Genomic DNA, 16189 nt, shown 5'->3' on the forward strand with positions numbered 1-16189 from the left:
AACATCGAAAAGGTCATGGACGGCGTCGCCGAGGCCGTCGGGCACCACGTACTCCTCCTCGGCACCGACAACCAACCCGACCCCCTTCCCGCGCTGTAACTGCTGGTCGCCGCTGCCTCACAGAGTTGCGGTCCCGGCGTGAACGGCCCGCGTCTCACCTACCTCTGGGGGCTTCATGTGACCGGTCTCGAGGCTGCTGCTGGCGGGCGCAGGCGGTGCGTACGTCGCCCTTCCTGAACCCGGCTGTCGGGGCCGTGCTCCTCGTTGACCTGGCGGTCGTCGCCCTGCTGCACACCCTGCTGCGGTGGCCTCGTCCAAGAACCGATCGGTTCCCGAACGCCGCTTGTACGACTCTCGCGGTACTGCTGGGGGCGTCTAGGAAGGGTGTCCAGTGGGTGGCGGACTGGTCAGCCGAGCCCGTGAGGGCTACGTGGCCGGGCCACCGTGATGGTCGGCGGCGGGTCGATGTTGGTCGTCCGCACCGGGCAGGGTGTGACCAACATGACCGTTGGTCACACCCTGCCCGGTGCGCGGGGTCTCCTACGGAGTGGGCGATCCCGACTGAGAGGGCGGCGCCGGCGTCGGCATGAGTGTCGACGTGGGTGCCGATGGGGCCACTGCCTGCGGCATGGCGGCGGACGGGGCCTTGTCCATGAGGAGCAAGAAGACGGTCACCACGGTGAGGCCGACCACTATGGCCGCACCCAGCTGCTGGTCTCGGTAGACCGCGGCTCCGCCGCAACCGGAGCAGTAACGCGATCGCCTCCAACGAGGCGTTCACTGGCTGGAGCAGGACCCTCACCGACCCACGGCTCTGCGCGGCGATCGTGGACCGCCTCACCTTCAACGCCACCATCATCGAGACCGGAACCGAGTCCTATCGCCTGGCCCGCACCAAGGCGCGGAAGAACGACGGAGCAAAGCAGACGATCACGACACCAGTTCAAGCGAGGTGGCTGAGCACGCTAGGTGACGGGCACGGAACGTGGTTCGGCGATGCCGATGATGAACTCCTCCCGCAGCCGGATGCCGGCCGACCACCCCAACGCGGCGAGTTCCCCGGTGAGCTCCACCGGGTCATGGAGGACCTTCACGATGCGGTACTACTCGGGGTGGGTGGGCAAGGCGGTGGCTAAGCGGGCCGGGCGCTTCTACTACGTCAGCCACGCCGGCCTGCACAGCAGGCGGAGCTGTACCGGCTGGGTAGGCGGGACGCGGTGGTGCGCCGGGCCAGACGCCGGGGCCGCTATGACCGGGTCGCGGACCGGCTGCCGCTGCGGGAGATCACCCGCGATCGCCGGGCGAGGTGGACGGCTCAGGACGGCCGGACGTTCGAGGCGCACGTCGACGAGCTGACGGCCCGGCAGCGCATTCGGATGTTTGTCGAGGGTGACGAGGGCCTGGAGCCAGCGATGCTGTGGCTGACCGAGACCGGGATGCCGATGGCGTACAAGAGTTGGACGAAGGTCTTCGAGCGGGCCAGTGAGCGCTGCGAGCGCGCCGGGTTGAAGGTGTACGCGACGCCGAAGATGCTGCGCCACAGCATGGCCTTGCGGGTCTTAGTCTCGCTGCACCACGCGTTGGACCGCCGGCTCGGGCTGACGGCGGCGCAGCGCAGGGATTACGAGGGTGCCTACGGCACGGTGTGGACGATGGTCAAGGATCTGCTGGGCCACCGGTCGGAGGTGACCACGCGGGAGATCTATCTGGAGCCGGTGCGCGGGCTGCAGATCGATAGTCTGCTCAACGATGAGGACAACCCCTCCAACAGCGAGCTGTTCGCCGACCTGGCGCGCCGCACTGGTCTGATCTTGGATGTCGCGTGAGCCCGACGGGGAGACGGGCGCCGCTGCCGCCCTCCGGCTATCGGCGGCGCGAGATCGTGGACGCGTCCGGGCTGGTGGTGCGCCCGGTGGGACAGGGTGGCGAGGACCTGGGCACGTACGACTACTCCGTGCTGCCGGGGTCGCAGACGCTGCGGCGCGAGGTGGCGGGCGCGTTCTCCCGGCGGGCGAAGGCTCACTGGGACAGTGCGCAGAGCTGCACCAGCTATGACCGCAGCGTGCGGCACTTTCTGCGGTCCATGGCCGCCGTCGAGCCGCCGGTGGGCTCGCTGTCCGAGCTCACGCCCGAGGTGTGGAAGGCCTGGGCGGAGGCGCCGGGCGGGTACATCCGGGCGAAGCACGTGGGCGTGCTGCTGCAGCAGGTGCCGGGTGTGCCGCAGGCGGTGGTGGCCCAGATGTCCAAGCGCCGCCGGCAAGTGGGGGCCCGGCCGAAGAAGAGTCTGTCGAGCGCCGAGATGAAGGGGGTGCGCAGCGCGGCCGCGCACACAGTGCGCCGCGCCGAGCGGCGGATCAGCGGCAACCATGCGCTGCTGGAGCGCTGGCGGGCCGGGGAACTCGACGGACGTCCGGATGCCCGGTGGGGCGAGTTGCTCGATCACCTCGCCCGGACCGGGGACCTGCCGCGGGTCCAGAGCGGGTTCGTCCGCAACTGGGCGAAGGTGGAATGCCGCTGCCGACTGGGCGCCTGGAGTCTGCAGCTGGCCGTCACCCGGTTGTTTCCGTCGGTGAGCGAGAAGGCCGCGGCCGCCGTCCTTCTGATCTGCCACGAGGGCTGGAACCTGTCGGTCCTGGAGAAGCTGACGGTGCCGAGCCAGTGGCCGAACGCCGACGGCCACGACGCGCACCCGGCCGTCCACCGGGTGGACACCGACAAACCGCGGCGCGCGCGCCGGCGTCACTCCAGCAGCAACCTGGTCGACGCGGGCGAGGATTCCACGGGTGAGGCCATGCGGCAGATCATCTCCATGACCGAGCAGGCCCGGCGGACCCTGGCCCTGCTCGGCCGGCCCAGCGACCTGCTGCTGTGGTCCCGCGGTGCGCGGCATCCGATGTTCAGCAACGCCACGGTCGGCCTGCGCAACGCCATCGACGCCTGGGCGCGCGAGCTCCCCGATCTGCCCATGGGCCTGAATGGCCGGCTGCTGCGGCACACCGCCCAGGTCCTGCACGGCAGGCCGCGCCACAACACCAGTGCGGTTCAGGACCAGCACTACCTGCGCCGGGATGAGCAGGTCATCGCAGATTCCCGGGAAGTGGTGGCCGCCGGGCTCGAGGATGCGGTGCGGCACGCCCGCGCCACGGTGCGGATGCGCGTGATCACCGCGCGACAGAGGGACGGGCAGGACGATGCGGGGGTCATCGCCGAGCGGGCCAGTCTGCCGCTGGACGTTGCCCGCCAAGTGGTAGCCGGGCGCCTGGATACGGCGGTGGGTGCGTGCGAGGACGTCGAGCACAGCCCGCTCAGCGGCGGGAGTCTGTGCCGTGTGTCCTTCCTGTTGTGCTTCGCGTGCCCCAACGCTTTGGCGACCGCGCGCCACCTGCCGCGGATCGTCTACCTGCTCCAGGCCCTTGAGTCCCTGCGGTCCGTGGCGTCGGCCGCCGTGTGGAAGACGGACTGGGAAGCCCACCACCGGCGCGTGAGCGACCTACTCGATCAGCACACCGATCCGCGCCAGCACCCAGCGCTGCTGGCGCGGCTCACCGGGACCGAGCGGGATCTCATCGACCGTCTGCTGGAAAGGAGCCTCGATTCGTGAGCACCCTCGACGCCACCGTCGGCGCTGACATCCCGCTCGTCGACCCGGGCCCCGATGTCCCGGTGGTGCCGGCGCACCGGCGGCGGCCCGGGGTGCGGGAGGACGCCGTCTCCCGCTTCGGCGACCTGCGGTGGGAGTTGGCCCACCTGCAGCACACGGACACTGCCAGCACCAAGGCGTTCTTGTGGTCCAACTTCCCCGCCTCGCTGCGGGGCTCGTTCATGCGTATCGCCTGGGCACTGATCAACATCCCTACCCCCGATGTGCTGCACGCCCGGCTCGGCGCCAGATCGCGGTCGGTGGTCTCGGCCAGCACGGTGATGACCGCGTTGACCGGTTTCCGGAAGTTCGCCCGCTGGCTCGAAGCCAGGGGCGTCACGCGGCTCCCCGACGTCGACCAGGAGAGGCTGTCGCAGTACGGCGCATACCTGAGCCAGAAGGGCTCCACCGGCGTGCACGAAGAGAGGCAGCTGTTCGCCCTGACCCGCGTGTGGGCGTACGCGCCGCACCTGCTGCCCGAGGACCGACTGGTGATGCCCCCGTGGGAGGACCCGGGCGCGGCCATCGTCGACTTCCTCGGTGACGACTTCAGCCGGGACAGAGGCGAGAACAAGGAGGTCGTCATCCACCCGGGCACCATGTCGTCCCTGCTGGTCTGGGCGCTGCGATGCGTCCTCGACCTCGCGCCGGACATCATCGACGCCCATCGGTCCTGGCGCCAGCTCAAGTTGAATATCCGCCCCAGCAACGCCGCACCCGCAGACGGGCTGAGGCTCGTCCGCGCCCACCTGCAGCACCTGAGGGCGAGCGGCGGAACGCTCCCGGCATACATCGGCCAGACCGGCCAGCGCCTGGGGACCCACTGGCGGGCCGGCGCGGCGGACGAGCGGCCGCTAATCAATATCTCCTTCCTCGCCGGGCAGTTGGGCGTGACCCGCCACCAGGTCGAGATGGGCCTGCTCGAGCTGGGCCCGGACTTCGGCGGCCTGCCCGTCGCCGATGGGGCGGCCCTCGCGGTCGACGTGACCGGCCGGATAGACGGCGAGGTCTGGGCGAAGGCCATCGACTTCACCGAGGCCCAGTCGCTCGCGGGCCATCTGATGGCTGCCGCGCTGCTGACCATCGGCTACCTGTCGGGGATGCGTCCCGAGGAAGTCCTCCATCTCGAACGCGGCTGTTCCAGCCAGGAGGAGCGCGAGGACGGCACCGTCCGGTACCGCATCACCGGACGGCACTTCAAGGGCGTCACCGATGAAGACGGCAATACCCTGCCCCAAGGCGAGGTCCGCCCCGAGCCCTGGACGGTCATCGAACTCGTCGACCGCGCCGTGAAGGTCTTGGAGCAACTCCACGACGCGCGCCTGCTCTTCCCCCGATCGATGACTGTCCGCACCCTCGAGCCCGCCCCGGCCGAGATTCGCGCGGAGGGGCTGAACCCGAACCGGTTTATCAGGCGCATCAAGGCGTTCATCGACTGGGCGAACGCGACGGCCACCCGGCTCGACCGCCCGCACGAGCTGATCACGGCCGATCCTCACGGACCGATCACACTGCGCCGCCTGCGTCGCACCGTGGCCTGGTTCATCTACCGCCGTCCCGGCGGGCGCATCGCCCTCGGCCTGCAGTACGGACATGTCGGAAGCTCCCTTGCCGACTCGTACGGCGGGCGCACCAAGGCCGACATGCTGGAGATCCTCGACTTCGAGAAGACCCTGGCCCTTGCGGACGCGCTGGCTGAGGCCAGCGACCGGCTGTCCGCTGGAGAGGCGGTCAGCGGGCCGGCCGCCGGCCGCTACATCGCCGCCGCGGAGGAGTTCAGCGCCCGCTACGCGGGCGGATTCGCCACCAAGGGCCAGATGAAGGCGCTGCGGAACAACCCTCGGCTGCAGATCTTCGAGGACCCGCAAGCACTGCTGAGCTGCAACCTCGATCCCTACAAGGCGCTGTGCGATCCCGACCTGGCCAAGGGCACGAAGCCGTCCCTGCGCACCCCGAACTCGAACCGCTGCAACCCGGCCTGCGCGAACATCTCCCGCACCGACACCCACATGCAGCGGGCCCGCGAGCAACTCGCCCAGATCGACACCGACTCTGCCGACCCGCACCTGCCCCACCCGCTACGGCGCCGACTTGAGCTCTGCCGCGCGAGCCGAGAGAAGATCATTCAGGCGCATGGGGCCGCAACCGGACGGCCGGCCGGCGAGGACGGCAGATGACGACAACTCAGGACGAGTGCCCGACCTTGAGTGAATACGCCGGTGACACGGATGCCCTCGCGGCGCCGGCCGCTGCGGGCATTGCCGAGACAGTGGGCCGCGTGCTTGCGACGGCTGCCGCGGCAGCAAGTCCGTCGCGCCCCGGCGATACCGCCGAGATTGAGGCGATCACCGACGCGGTGATCCGTCTGCTGGTGGGCACTCCTCTGCGCTCGGACGGCCAGCTGACGATCAAATCCCTCGCCCAGGAGGCGGGCCTCAAACGCAACAAGCTCACCCACAAGCACACCGGCCTGAAAGACCTGTTCTACGCCCTCGTGCGGATGCAAGACACGCGGTCGAGGGTCGTCGAGGGCATGAAGCGGAGCAACGACGAGCTGCAGCAGAAGATCACCCGCCTGCGTACCGAGCGCGACCGGCTGCGCACGGACGTCCAGCAGCTGGTGCGGGTTGTCCACGTCCTGGAGGTCGACAACCAGCAACTGCGCGAGGCAGCCAGTAGCGACGGCGTCGTTCGAGTGCTGCCCGTCCAACACCGGCCCTCGACTCGCTGACCGTGATCACAACAGGGGCGCCGATTCCGTGCGGTAAGACTCCGGCAAGACGGACGGCGGTTGTGACCTCAATTGAGCTTTTTCCGATCTCACGCTGCCGCACGGCCCCAGCGCCAACTCTTGCTTCAGATCGATGAACTGCTCGTCGGACGGCTTGGGCAGTTCCGGCGGCCCCGCGCAGGCGAGCGCGTCCATCCCGCCCTGCCAGGCACGGCGCCAGCGTTCCACCGACCGCTCACTGACCCGCAGATCCTTCGCGATCACTGCAGTTCTCTCACCACGAACGAACCGCTCGCCCGCCTCATAACGGATCCGCTCCCGAAACCGCCGCCGCTCTGCGGTCAGTCCACCATTCTGGGCGTACTGCTTACTTACCACCGGCCTACCGCAGGGACCACCACACGTCACCACGTCCGACAAGAGAGGGATCAGTAACCCTGATCGTTCGCGGCCCCGCACGCTGTCAGGCAGCGGCTGGCCACCTTCTCCGGAAATCGATGACGTCCCGACCTCAGCAGCTGGTCACGAAGCGAGAATCCTGCTCTTCTGAGCCGCGAACTCTTCCTCGGTCAGGACACCTTGCTCCTTTAGCCGTCCGAGATCCTTGAGTAGAGCGATCTTGCTCTCCATGTCCGGTGCGGCCGGTGCCGCTGCCGGTGCTGCGGCCGGTGGCGGCGCGCTCTGCTCGGCTGCCGCTGGTTCCTGTTGGGCCCAACGGCCGGCCTGGCGCCGCGAAACTCTGTTGGAGACCGCGGTAGCCGTCCCGGCGACCACCGCCGTGCGCGCTACCCCTCGGAGAAGTCCTGGCATGTCAGTGCTCCTTTGGCTGATGTCGAGTGGATCAGGTCTGCCTGATGCGTTCGCGGGGTCAGACGGCGGCTGCATCGCCCTCTGCGGTCTCCGCGGCGTCGAGAGAGGCCAGAAGGGCTTGCACCGGGATGCGCCCGCTTGCCACGAGTTGCGCTCCTCCGCGCCGCAGTGCCTGTGCGAGAGGAGCGGCCCAGAGGTTCTCGTACACCAGGATGCCGGCCGAGTTCCCCGGCTCAAGGGCCGTCCCCGCCTCTTCGATGTCGTCCTGGCCCAGGAGTCCTGATGAGGCTCCCTCGAACACGGTCAGGTCGAGTTCACCATCAGCGTCCAGATCCTTCAGTTCCAGACCGCCGACGCTTCCGTCGGTGTCCTTCCGGACGAACAGAAGGTCCAGAATGCGAATGATTCCTCTGTCTACCAGGTCGAGAAGCAAGGGGAATCCCTCACCCGTCATGCGGTTTCCCGGGAACTCGATGACCAGGAAGTCGACCGGTCCCATGGTTTCGAAATCGTCGCTCATGACCGCTCCTCACAGGGATGGGACGCAGCCGCGACCAAGCTGTCCACACCGGACCTCGCCGGGCGTGGTCGCCCCAACTTCATACTCCCATTGCAACATTGGCCAGAACGCTGCGCATGTCACGGGAGGAAGCTGCGGACGCCGGATCAGCTTATGGAAAGTCAACCGTTGAACCCGCAAAGAACCTTTTACGGCCCGCCAACTCTCTCCTTTCAGTACTGATACCAGCCGAACACCTATGGCGACACAGTGCAACGGCTGTCCACGAACCAGGCAGGTCTGACATGTGAGTTGATGCCACGACTGCTACGGCTGGTTCCATCGTCCCGGCGTCGTCAGGCCTGGGCATTCGAGGTCGCCCATACGCCATCCAGCGAGCAGCGCGGCTGTCGCCGAGAGATACTTTGGCCATGCTGGTTGCGCTACTCGCCGTCCTGGGCGTCGATCTGATCGTGATCCTCGCCTTCCGGATCGCCGTATTGCTGAGACGACGGTGGGTCAGGCGTCAGACCGGAGCTTTCAAGGGCGCAATCCGAGTCGTCCAAGGCGACGTCCCGGGCCTTTCTGTGAAGTGGCGGCGTGGCTACGGACAGTGGATCCGCGACATCCTGGTCTGGTACAGGGCGCCGTTGCTGTTTCGCAGCGAATTCGTCCCGGCGGATTCCCTGGCCGGGCCGGACCGCGTGGCTGAATCGGGAGAGGTGAAGCGTCTGGGGAAGGATCTCGTGATGCTCTCCATCGCTGCGGAGAACGGAGCCCGGCTCGAACTGCTGAGCTCGGCCAATGAGCGTCGCCAAGCGCATGGTCCCTTCACCGGGCCCCGTGGAGACACAGCGCCGCCGTAAGGCAGGGGCTCTCTGGATGGCGGCGTGGGTCCTTGCGGCCTAGCGTGGAACAGAGGCATTCGAACAGCCGGGCAGGTCCCCGCTGTGCCGCAGTGCGCACACGCTTCGTGGAAGAGCCGGAGAGACGAAAAGCCCGGCTGACGAATTCACGATGCCCTCATCACGTTGAAAACCCAAGGGCCGGCCGGAACGAGTAACGCGCGCGCCGGTGGAACGGAGACCGGGCATGTCGCAGACATCCTGGAGCGAGTACAAGCCGGGACGGGCTTTCCCCGGAGTCGTCGGGCGAACCACGGACGAGTCGACCCCCGCATGGCCACAGCCGGTGCGGGCGGTGCCGGGTGCGCCGAACGTGCTGATGGTCGTGCTGGACGACACCGGGTTCGGGCAGCTGGGCTGCTACGGCAGCCCGATCGAGACGCCCAGCCTGGACGCCCTGGCGGCGGGCGGGCTGCTGTACAGCAACATGCACACCACCGCCCTGTGCTCGCCATCACGCTCCTGCGTCGTGACCGGCCGCAACCACCACGCCAACGGGATGGCCTCGATCACCGAGCTCGCCACCGGGTATCCCGGCTACAACGGTCAGATCCCGTTCGAGAACGGGATGCTGTCCGAGATGCTGCTCCAGCACGGCTACAACACGTACATGGTCGGCAAGTGGCACCTGATGCCCTCGGAGCAGGAGTCGGCCGCGGGACCGTACGACCGGTGGCCGCTGGGCCGGGGCTTCGAGCGGTTCTACGGCTTCCTGGGCGGCGACACCAGCCAGTGGTATCCGGATCTGGTGTACGACAACCACCAGGTCGAGCAGCCGTCGACGCCGGAGGAGGGCTATCACCTCACCGAGGACCTGACCGATCGGGCCATGTCGTTCATCACCGATGCCAAGCAAGTCGCCCCGGACAAGCCGTTCTACCTGCACTTCTGCACGGGCGCGACGCACGCCCCGCACCATGTGCCCAAGGAGTGGGCAGACCGCTACCGGGGGCAGTTCGACGACGGCTGGGAGGCCTACCGCGAGCGCACCTTCGACCGGCAGAAGCAACTCGGCATCGTGCCGCAGGACGCACAGATCTCCCCGCCCGACCCGGACGTGCCTGTCTGGGAGTCCCTGTCGCCGGACGCCCGCCGCCTCGCGGCGCGGATGATGGAGGTCTACGCCGGGTTCCTCTCCCACACCGACCACCACATCGGACGGCTGATGGCCTTCCTGAAGGAGATCGGCGAACTCGACAACACGCTGGTCATGGTGGTCTCCGACAACGGCGCCAGCGCCGAGGGCGGGGCGACCGGGACGACCAACGAGCTGCAGTTCTTCAACAACGCGCCCGAGTCTCTGGAGGAGAGTCTGGCGCGGATCGAGGAGATCGGCGGCCCTGAGACGTTCAACCACTACCCGTGGGGCTGGACCTCCGCCGGCAACACGCCGTTCCGGCGGTGGAAGCGGGAGACCTACCGGGGCGGCGTCAGCGACCCGTTCCTGGTCCACTGGCCGGCGGGCATCCAGGCCCGCGGCGAGATCCGCGACCAGTTCGCGCACATCATCGACATGGTGCCGACCGTCCTCGACGTGCTGGGCGTCGAGCCGCCCGCCACCATCCGGGGCGTCACCCAGTCACCCCTGCACGGGGTCAGCTTCGCGCACACCTTCGACGACGACGCCGCGCCGACCCGTCACCGCACTCAGTACTACGAGATGTTCGGGCACCGGGCGATCGATCACAACGGCTGGCGCGCGGTCTGCCCCTGGCCCGGCCCCTCGTTCGTCGAGGCCGCCAAGCCGTTCGGCGCCCCCATCACCATGACGGACCTGGACGACCTGGACGCCCACCACTGGGAGCTCTACCACGTCGACGAGGACGTCGCCGAGACCCGCGACCTCGCCCAGGAACACCGCGGCAAGCTGATCGAGATGATCGCGCTGTGGTACGTCGAGGCAGGCAAGTACAACGTGCTGCCGATCGACGGCAGCGCCCTTGAGCGCATGATGCTCGAGCGTCCGCAGATCACCCAGGCCCGGACCAGCTACACCTTGCGTCCCGACACTCAGGTCCTGCCGGCCGCCGTCGCGCCTCGCGTCCTCAACCGTCCGCACAGCATCACCGCCGACGTGGAGATCCCGCCGGGCGGCGCCGAAGGCGTGCTGCTGTGCCAGGGCACCAACGCCGGAGGCTGGTCCTTCTACGTCAAGGACAACCGTCTGCACTACGCCCACAACTATGTCCACCGGACGCTGCACCACGTGACGTCGGACGAGGATGTCCCCGAAGGCCGTCACACACTGCGCTTCGAGTTCGAGCCCACCGGCGGTCCGGACATCGCGGCAGGAAAGGGATCCCCCGGGCGCGCCCAGCTGTACGTCGACGACCGCCTGGTAGGCGAGCTCGACATGCCGTTCACGACCCCGGTCGCCTTCAACCCCGGAGGCATGTGCTGCAGCGCGAACCCCGGCTCGGCCGTCACCTCCGACTACCGGGCACCGTTCCGGTTCACCGGCACCCTCCACAGCGTGACCGTCGACCTGTCCGGCGACCTGATCGTCGACGCCCCGAGCGAGATGCGCATGCACATGGCCCGGCAGTAAGGGCCCCGGTCGGGCCTGCTGCTGGTCAGCCGATGCCGTCCAGCAGCAGGCCCAGCCGGATGTCGAACCAGGCCCGCTCCTGACGCCATGCTTCTGCGGCGCCCACCAGCAGCCGGCTCAGACCGTCGACGGTGAGCGACCGCCACCGGCAGGCCCTCAGAACCTCCACCAGCGCCTCGGCGCACTCGTTCTGCAGGCTCAGCCCGTTCCTCGGGCCACGGGGGCGGGGAAGTGCCTGCCCACCGTCCATGGCGGCCACCGCACGGCGGCAGACCAGCTCGGCCGTGAACGACTGCCAAGCGAACGGTTCCAACGCGGCACGCACCGCGACGACCCGGGCATCGCCCACCGGTACCATCACCGCCATCGAGACCACCTCACTTGTGCACAAGACACCGGTCGACTCCGATTGTCACACGGTGCCGACCCACGTGAGCAGGGCCTTCATCGAAGCGGGGCGGGCAGAAGAAGACTCCCGGATCACGACCGGGACTCCAACGCGAAGAGAAGCGCGCAAGCACCGTCGGCGCCACGACACCGGGCGCCGATCGTCGGCAAGTACCCGCGTCCTCAGGGATCCGCCAGAGCCGGCCGGCCGGCCGGCTCACAGGCGATCACGAACCGTGCCACGTTCCCTGTGCCTCCGGAGAGCCAGCCTTGCCCGCCCCTCACCCGGGCACTCGCTACGTAGCCCTCGCGATGCGTGTCCTCGCCGATCCTGCGGACCCCGAAGACGTAGCCGAGGCGAACGCCGTGCAGGACGGCTTGAGGCTCTCCGTCGGGTCGGCTGAGCCGCTGGTCCTGCCCGACTACGACGAGGAGTCGCTCAACACCGTACGGAACGCTCTCGTTGTGCTCGCCGGACCCTGCCCGGAACCGAGCGGATGTTCGGGCGGCGTGATGCGGTCGATCCCGTTCGGCACCTCATCGGTCCGGCGGTGGGCTGGGGCGGCCTCCCCGAAGAAGAGGCGTTCTACGTGATGGTCGAGCCGGGCCTGCCCGTCGGGGAGTACCGGATCGTGGTCGGCGACGTGCCCGTCGACGGGTTCTGGTCGATCTCGCTCTACAACGCCGAGGGCTTCTTCGAGGACAGCGAGGGCGGCTACGTCCTCAACCAGTTCAACGCCCAGAATGAGGCGGACGGCTCGGTCGTCATCAACCTCGGAGGCTGCGCCGAGGACCGGCCCAACTGCCTGCATCTCATGGACGGCTGGAATTACACGGTCCGGCTCTACCGGCCACGGCCCGAGATCCCCGACGGCACCTGGACCTTCCCGTCCGTGGAACCCGTCAGCTCAAAAACTCCGACAGTCGATCTCCGGCATGTGGCGAGGCTCGGCGCTGCGGCGCTCGCTTCCCCCGTTCACCTCGGTGTGGTCGCCTTTCGTTGGGCCGACCGGGCCCGGGCTGGGCGCGTTCGGAGCAATGTTCCCGGCGCCTGACCGGCAGCGACGTAAGGTCAGGCTTCCTGCCTCTGCGTAAGGCGGGATGGCCTGCCCGGGAAACTTGTCCCGCTGCCCGTGGCGCAGCCACTCCAGTGAGGACTGAGGAGTGCGGATGAGCGGCTGGGCCGTCGTGGTCGCCGGCGCTGTGGTCGTCGGCTACGGAGCGGTCTCGCGGCGCCTGTCGACCACGGCGCTCTCGGGACCGTTGGTGTTCATGCTGTTCGGTCTGGCGATCGGCCCGCTGGGCCTGGATCTGTTGGACCGCGCGAAGGATCCCGAGGTCACGCGGACGCTGCTGGAGAGCGCACTGGTGCTCCTGCTGTTCGCGGACGCGGCAAGGATCAGGGCCCGGGACCTGCGCCGGGAGGAGTTCCTGCCACTGCGGCTGCTCGCCGTGGGACTGCCGGCCACGATGGCTCTGGGGTGGCTGGTGGCATGGCCCCTGCTGCCCGGCCTGGGTGTGTGGGAGCTGGCCCTGGCCGCCATCATCCTGGCGCCCACCGACGCCGCGCTCGGGCAGCAGGCGTTCTCCAACAAGCAGGTGCCGCCTCTGGTCCGCGGCGGCTTGTCCGTCGAATCCGGTCTGAACGACGGTCTGGCGCTTCCGTTCTTCGTGCTGGCACTCGCGGCGGCGGGTGAGGGCCATGGCCATCCGGGCGTGGCCGAGACGTTCCTGCGCGCGCTGCTGCTGAGCAGCGCGATCGGAATCGCGGCCGGCTGGGCCGGGGCGAGTCTGCTGCGCTGGTCGCTCTCCCGAGGGTGGAGCATCTCCGACTGGCGCCAGTTCCTGGTTCTCGCGATTCCGGCCGTCGCCTACGCGCTGTGCGTCATGGGCGAGGGAAGCGGCTTCATCGGCGCCTGGGCGGCCGGCCTGGCCTTCGGCATCCACCTGCGCCGGACACCCGCCGACCAGGGCATCCGTCCCCAGGACTCGGATCCCGCGCAGAGCACGAGTTTCACCGAACGACTCGGCCTCCTGCTCGCCTCGCTGAGCTTCCTCGTCTTCGGCGCGGTCATGCTGGGACCGGCCCTCCAGCACGTGACCTGGCGGATGGTCGTCTACGCACTGCTCAGCCTTACCGTCCTGCGGATGCTGCCGGTCGCTTTCGCGCTGATCGGCACGGGGCTGCGCCCCACCTCCGTGGCCTACATCGGCTGGTTCGGTCCGCGCGGGCTCGCCTCCCTCGTGTTCGGCCTGCTCGCCCTGGAAGAACACCTACCCGGGGGAACCCTGCTGAGCCAGGTCATCGCCGTGACCGTCGGCCTGAGCATCATCCTCCATGGAGCCTCGGCTCCCTTCCTGGGAAACCGCTACGGCGCATGGTTCACCAGAACACTCCGGGCGGAACCGAACATGCGGGAGAACTCACTCGCACACGACAGCAACGGCCCAAGCTGATGGAGTCAGCGGCCGGCACTTCCTGCATCGACTTCGAGGCGGCCTTCACGCCTTGCGGAGCACTGGCGCCCTGCTGAGACCAGATCTTCCCCAGCAGGGCTGCACCTGACTGGCGCCACGCAGCTCATCAACAACACCGCCGTGCGTAGCGCGTCCCTGCAGGAAACGAACGCACAGCCCCTGATGACCCGGATGCGTTCAACGGCCGGCAGCGGGGCCTGCGGGTGCCGAGGGCTTCGCGGCCTGTGTCCTGCGGCCGGTCGCCGCCACCAGGGCGATCAACGCCAGCGCCGCCAGGAGAATGAGGACCAGCAGCAGCACTGTCAGGACCGTGGGGTGGTTCCACAGCGCGAACAACAGGGCGAGCAGCAGCAGCACGCCGATCGTGAGCCATCCCCGGTAGTCCCCGGTCCACGTCCCCACACGACCGGTGTGGATGCCGTGGGTGTCCGCCCATCGGGCGGCGGAGTCGGCTGTGCGCTCAGAGGTGGCCCGCACGGACCGCGCCCCGCCGCCCGGCCCCACGAGGTAGGCACCGAGGGCGACGATCACACCAAGGACGACCACAGTGCGCAAAGTGATCCGCAGGAAGTGCAGGAGCTGGTCGAAGATCGCTGCCGCAGCCGCTTCCGACTGCACTTGTGGGGGCAGATGGTCCAGGTAGTAGCGGCGGGCGACGACAAGGCCGATGGCGACAATCAGACAGGCGAGCGCGGCGCCCAGGGCGGTCTTGGCCAAGGCCCGTCTGCGCCGATAGGCGAGAAAGACGCCCGCTGCCCCGATCAACACGGTCAGCACCGGCATCCAGGTGCCAACCACGTCGAGGGTGTGCACCGCGCCTTGCATCCGCTCCAGCTCGTCGGACTGGAAGAGCACCATCTGCTTGTCGACGTCTGGGATCTTCTCGGCCGGCGTCGCACCGGCGTCGACGAGTTCTTACTTGACCCGGTCGACAGCGGCGCCAACGTCGAGGGTCACGGTGCCTTCCTCGACGTCGACCGCCCCACGACCTTCCCCGGTCAAGGCGTGTACCACAGCCGTATGGGCACCGCGGTTTGCGGCGGTCCACACCTTCTCGAACCTGTCGCTCTCGACGAACCGCGTCGCCACCTTGTCCGCGGCGCCGGTCACTGCCGCGTCCAACTGGGGCGCCAGACCTCTCACCGCTTCAGCGGCGCGGGGTGGCAGTCCCTGCGACTGCAGCCAGGCCGCAAGCTCAGCGGTGACTGCCTTGCCGTCGACCCGTACGTCGACGGCCTGGACGATGCGGTTGTGCGCGGCCTCCTCGATCGCGGGGTCGGAGGCGAGCGGTGCCACCGTCTCGACATAACGATCTGTATCGAGGGCGATGTCGTGCACCCAAACGGTCAGTACCGATACGGGGACCAGGATGCAGGCAAGGACGATCAGTACCGCCGAGACCACCTTGCGCGCGATTCTGCCCGGACCCGCCGCGTGCGACCTACCGTCTGACGGCGAAGCCCTCTGGGCAGGATCATGTGGCGGTTCCAGCGGGCTGGTCATCCGTCCTCCAGGGTTGAGAGACGGCCTTCGTGGCTGCCGTTGGTGTCCATTCCGCCCGATCGCCATGGATGCGGCATCCTGGGGTGCGCCATCGGGAGCCGGGATCCGGTCATCGACGCGCCAGCATCCGCACCTGATCAGGAGCCTTGGCTGGGTGCTCCATCCCCGGTTTGGCGGAACAGGTGCCTCGCCAGGCGGGCATTCTTTCAACGGTGAAACGGCGGGTCGTGAGGCTGATCATCACGACGTGGATCAGGGCTCGGATCGGGCCGGGAGGACTTCGTAGGCGCGGGGCCGGGCCTCGGCGATGCATCAGCCGGCCTCTCGTGCGCTCGACGGCCCAGGGAGTCATGCCGCCCACCGCTCACGCAGCTTGACAAACAGCATTAGGAATCAGTGAAGAGCATCGACTTCACGGTCGGGATCGAGTACGAGGATCTTGGACAGCACGGTGACGACCTGGCCAACGCCTCCGATCTCAAGCCCGGCCAGTTCGTGCACGGCACCATTGTCTTGAGCGTGCCGAGCACACAACCTGGCCGACTCGAGTTCTCCGACCGGGAGGACATCCCCTTCCAAACGTGCGCATGGATGGCGTCCCGCGTGATGGTGTAGGCGATCAACGTGTGGGAGTGCGCGGGCGTTTGCCCGGGGCGCACACCTGATGCAGGCGGCCGCTCCCTGACCA

General features: G+C 68.4%; 15 protein-coding genes and 2 pseudogenes. 10 read left to right on the top strand and 7 right to left on the bottom strand.

Going from position 1 to position 16189, the window contains the following annotated elements:
* Positions 1–734 precede the first annotated feature (734 nt).
* Positions 735–926: pseudogene (locus tag IG08_RS58545) on the top strand (ATP-binding protein); the annotation flags it as partial.
* Positions 927–965: 39 nt separating this feature from the next.
* Here the strand turns inward: IG08_RS58545 and IG08_RS62700 are convergent.
* Positions 966–1094, bottom strand: a complete 129-nt coding sequence (locus tag IG08_RS62700; RefSeq protein ID WP_267965072.1) for a hypothetical protein — start codon at positions 1092–1094, stop codon at positions 966–968.
* Positions 1095–1217: 123 nt separating this feature from the next.
* Here IG08_RS62700 and IG08_RS0151920 point away from each other — a divergent pair, with 123 nt between their 5' ends.
* The 4 genes from IG08_RS0151920 to IG08_RS0151935 are packed head-to-tail and all read left to right on the top strand — an operon-like array spanning position 1218 to position 6371.
* Positions 1218–1826 (top strand): hypothetical protein, encoded by a 609-nt coding sequence (locus IG08_RS0151920; protein WP_052425323.1) that lies wholly within the window; start codon positions 1218–1220, stop codon positions 1824–1826.
* On the top strand, positions 1823–3601 hold the full coding sequence (locus IG08_RS0151925; protein ID WP_030621583.1) for a hypothetical protein: 1779 nt from the start codon (positions 1823–1825) through the stop codon (positions 3599–3601). The genes IG08_RS0151920 and IG08_RS0151925 overlap by 4 nt, the downstream gene beginning before the upstream one ends.
* Positions 3598–5817, top strand: a complete 2220-nt coding sequence (locus IG08_RS0151930) for a hypothetical protein (RefSeq protein ID WP_030621585.1) — start codon at positions 3598–3600, stop codon at positions 5815–5817. The genes IG08_RS0151925 and IG08_RS0151930 overlap by 4 nt, the downstream gene beginning before the upstream one ends.
* Positions 5814–6371 carry a hypothetical protein gene (locus tag IG08_RS0151935; RefSeq protein WP_199821144.1) on the top strand — a complete coding sequence of 186 codons (558 nt, stop codon included), beginning with the start codon at positions 5814–5816 and terminating at the stop codon, positions 6369–6371. Before IG08_RS0151930 ends, IG08_RS0151935 begins: the two co-directional genes overlap by 4 nt.
* Before the next feature lie 102 nt (positions 6372–6473).
* Here the strand turns inward: IG08_RS0151935 and IG08_RS63335 are convergent.
* The 3 genes and pseudogenes from IG08_RS63335 to IG08_RS0151945 form a co-directional block, all read right to left on the bottom strand.
* Positions 6474–6749: pseudogene (locus tag IG08_RS63335) on the bottom strand (helix-turn-helix domain-containing protein); the annotation flags it as partial.
* A gap of 144 nt (positions 6750–6893) precedes the next feature.
* Positions 6894–7181, bottom strand: a complete 288-nt coding sequence (locus IG08_RS58550) for an SHOCT domain-containing protein (RefSeq protein WP_078656131.1) — start codon at positions 7179–7181, stop codon at positions 6894–6896.
* 58 nt (positions 7182–7239) lie between these two features.
* The gene (locus IG08_RS0151945; protein ID WP_030621590.1) at positions 7240–7701 is read right to left on the bottom strand and encodes a DUF6325 family protein; all 462 of its coding nucleotides are present in this window, start codon (positions 7699–7701) and stop codon (positions 7240–7242) included.
* Between the two features lie 410 nt (positions 7702–8111).
* Between IG08_RS0151945 and IG08_RS0151950 the strand changes: the two genes are divergently transcribed.
* Positions 8112–8546 carry a DUF2550 family protein gene (locus IG08_RS0151950; RefSeq protein WP_030621592.1) on the top strand — a complete coding sequence of 145 codons (435 nt, stop codon included), beginning with the start codon at positions 8112–8114 and terminating at the stop codon, positions 8544–8546.
* A 226-nt stretch (positions 8547–8772) separates the two neighbouring features.
* Complete coding sequence (locus IG08_RS0151955) at positions 8773–11133, top strand: arylsulfatase (protein ID WP_030621595.1); 2361 nt, start codon at positions 8773–8775, stop codon at positions 11131–11133.
* A gap of 25 nt (positions 11134–11158) precedes the next feature.
* Here IG08_RS0151955 and IG08_RS0151960 read toward each other — a convergent pair whose 3' ends face one another.
* On the bottom strand, positions 11159–11500 hold the full coding sequence (locus tag IG08_RS0151960; RefSeq protein WP_030621597.1) for a hypothetical protein: 342 nt from the start codon (positions 11498–11500) through the stop codon (positions 11159–11161).
* A gap of 517 nt (positions 11501–12017) precedes the next feature.
* Here IG08_RS0151960 and IG08_RS55380 point away from each other — a divergent pair.
* Both IG08_RS55380 and IG08_RS0151970 read left to right on the top strand, forming a co-directional pair.
* Positions 12018–12575 (top strand): DUF1214 domain-containing protein, encoded by a 558-nt coding sequence (locus IG08_RS55380; protein ID WP_052425324.1) that lies wholly within the window; start codon positions 12018–12020, stop codon positions 12573–12575.
* A 115-nt stretch (positions 12576–12690) separates the two neighbouring features.
* The gene (locus IG08_RS0151970) at positions 12691–13977 is read left to right on the top strand and encodes a cation:proton antiporter (RefSeq protein WP_030621599.1); all 1287 of its coding nucleotides are present in this window, start codon (positions 12691–12693) and stop codon (positions 13975–13977) included.
* 198 nt (positions 13978–14175) lie between these two features.
* On the opposite strand, the gene IG08_RS62200 is transcribed toward IG08_RS0151970, so the two are convergent.
* Both IG08_RS62200 and IG08_RS62205 read right to left on the bottom strand, forming a co-directional pair.
* Positions 14176–14856, bottom strand: coding sequence for a hypothetical protein (locus IG08_RS62200; protein ID WP_234343221.1), 681 nt, complete (start codon positions 14854–14856; stop codon positions 14176–14178).
* 57 nt (positions 14857–14913) lie between these two features.
* A complete protein-coding gene (locus tag IG08_RS62205; protein WP_234343222.1) occupies positions 14914–15501 on the bottom strand; it encodes a hypothetical protein in 588 nt (195 codons plus the stop codon).
* A gap of 396 nt (positions 15502–15897) precedes the next feature.
* Between IG08_RS62205 and IG08_RS0151980 the strand changes: the two genes are divergently transcribed.
* Positions 15898–16116, top strand: a complete 219-nt coding sequence (locus tag IG08_RS0151980; RefSeq protein ID WP_030621602.1) for a hypothetical protein — start codon at positions 15898–15900, stop codon at positions 16114–16116.
* Positions 16117–16189 lie beyond the last annotated feature (73 nt).

It is taken from the genome of Streptomyces fulvoviolaceus, assembly GCF_000718165.1.
In the GTDB taxonomy this organism is placed as follows: domain Bacteria; phylum Actinomycetota; class Actinomycetes; order Streptomycetales; family Streptomycetaceae; genus Streptomyces; species Streptomyces fulvoviolaceus.

Coding starts and splice junctions, on each gene's coding strand:
- IG08_RS0151935 (WP_199821144.1), top strand. CDS start 5,814: ATGACGACAACTCAGGACGAGTGCCCGACCTTGAGTGAATACGCCGGT.
- IG08_RS58550 (WP_078656131.1), bottom strand. CDS start 7,181: ATGCCAGGACTTCTCCGAGGGGTAGCGCGCACGGCGGTGGTCGCCGGG.
- IG08_RS0151945 (WP_030621590.1), bottom strand. CDS start 7,701: ATGAGCGACGATTTCGAAACCATGGGACCGGTCGACTTCCTGGTCATC.
- IG08_RS0151950 (WP_030621592.1), top strand. CDS start 8,112: ATGCTGGTTGCGCTACTCGCCGTCCTGGGCGTCGATCTGATCGTGATC.
- IG08_RS0151955 (WP_030621595.1), top strand. CDS start 8,773: ATGTCGCAGACATCCTGGAGCGAGTACAAGCCGGGACGGGCTTTCCCC.
- IG08_RS0151960 (WP_030621597.1), bottom strand. CDS start 11,500: ATGGCGGTGATGGTACCGGTGGGCGATGCCCGGGTCGTCGCGGTGCGT.
- IG08_RS55380 (WP_052425324.1), top strand. CDS start 12,018: ATGTTCGGGCGGCGTGATGCGGTCGATCCCGTTCGGCACCTCATCGGT.
- IG08_RS0151970 (WP_030621599.1), top strand. CDS start 12,691: ATGAGCGGCTGGGCCGTCGTGGTCGCCGGCGCTGTGGTCGTCGGCTAC.
- IG08_RS62200 (WP_234343221.1), bottom strand. CDS start 14,856: ATGGTGCTCTTCCAGTCCGACGAGCTGGAGCGGATGCAAGGCGCGGTG.
- IG08_RS62205 (WP_234343222.1), bottom strand. CDS start 15,501: ATGACCAGCCCGCTGGAACCGCCACATGATCCTGCCCAGAGGGCTTCG.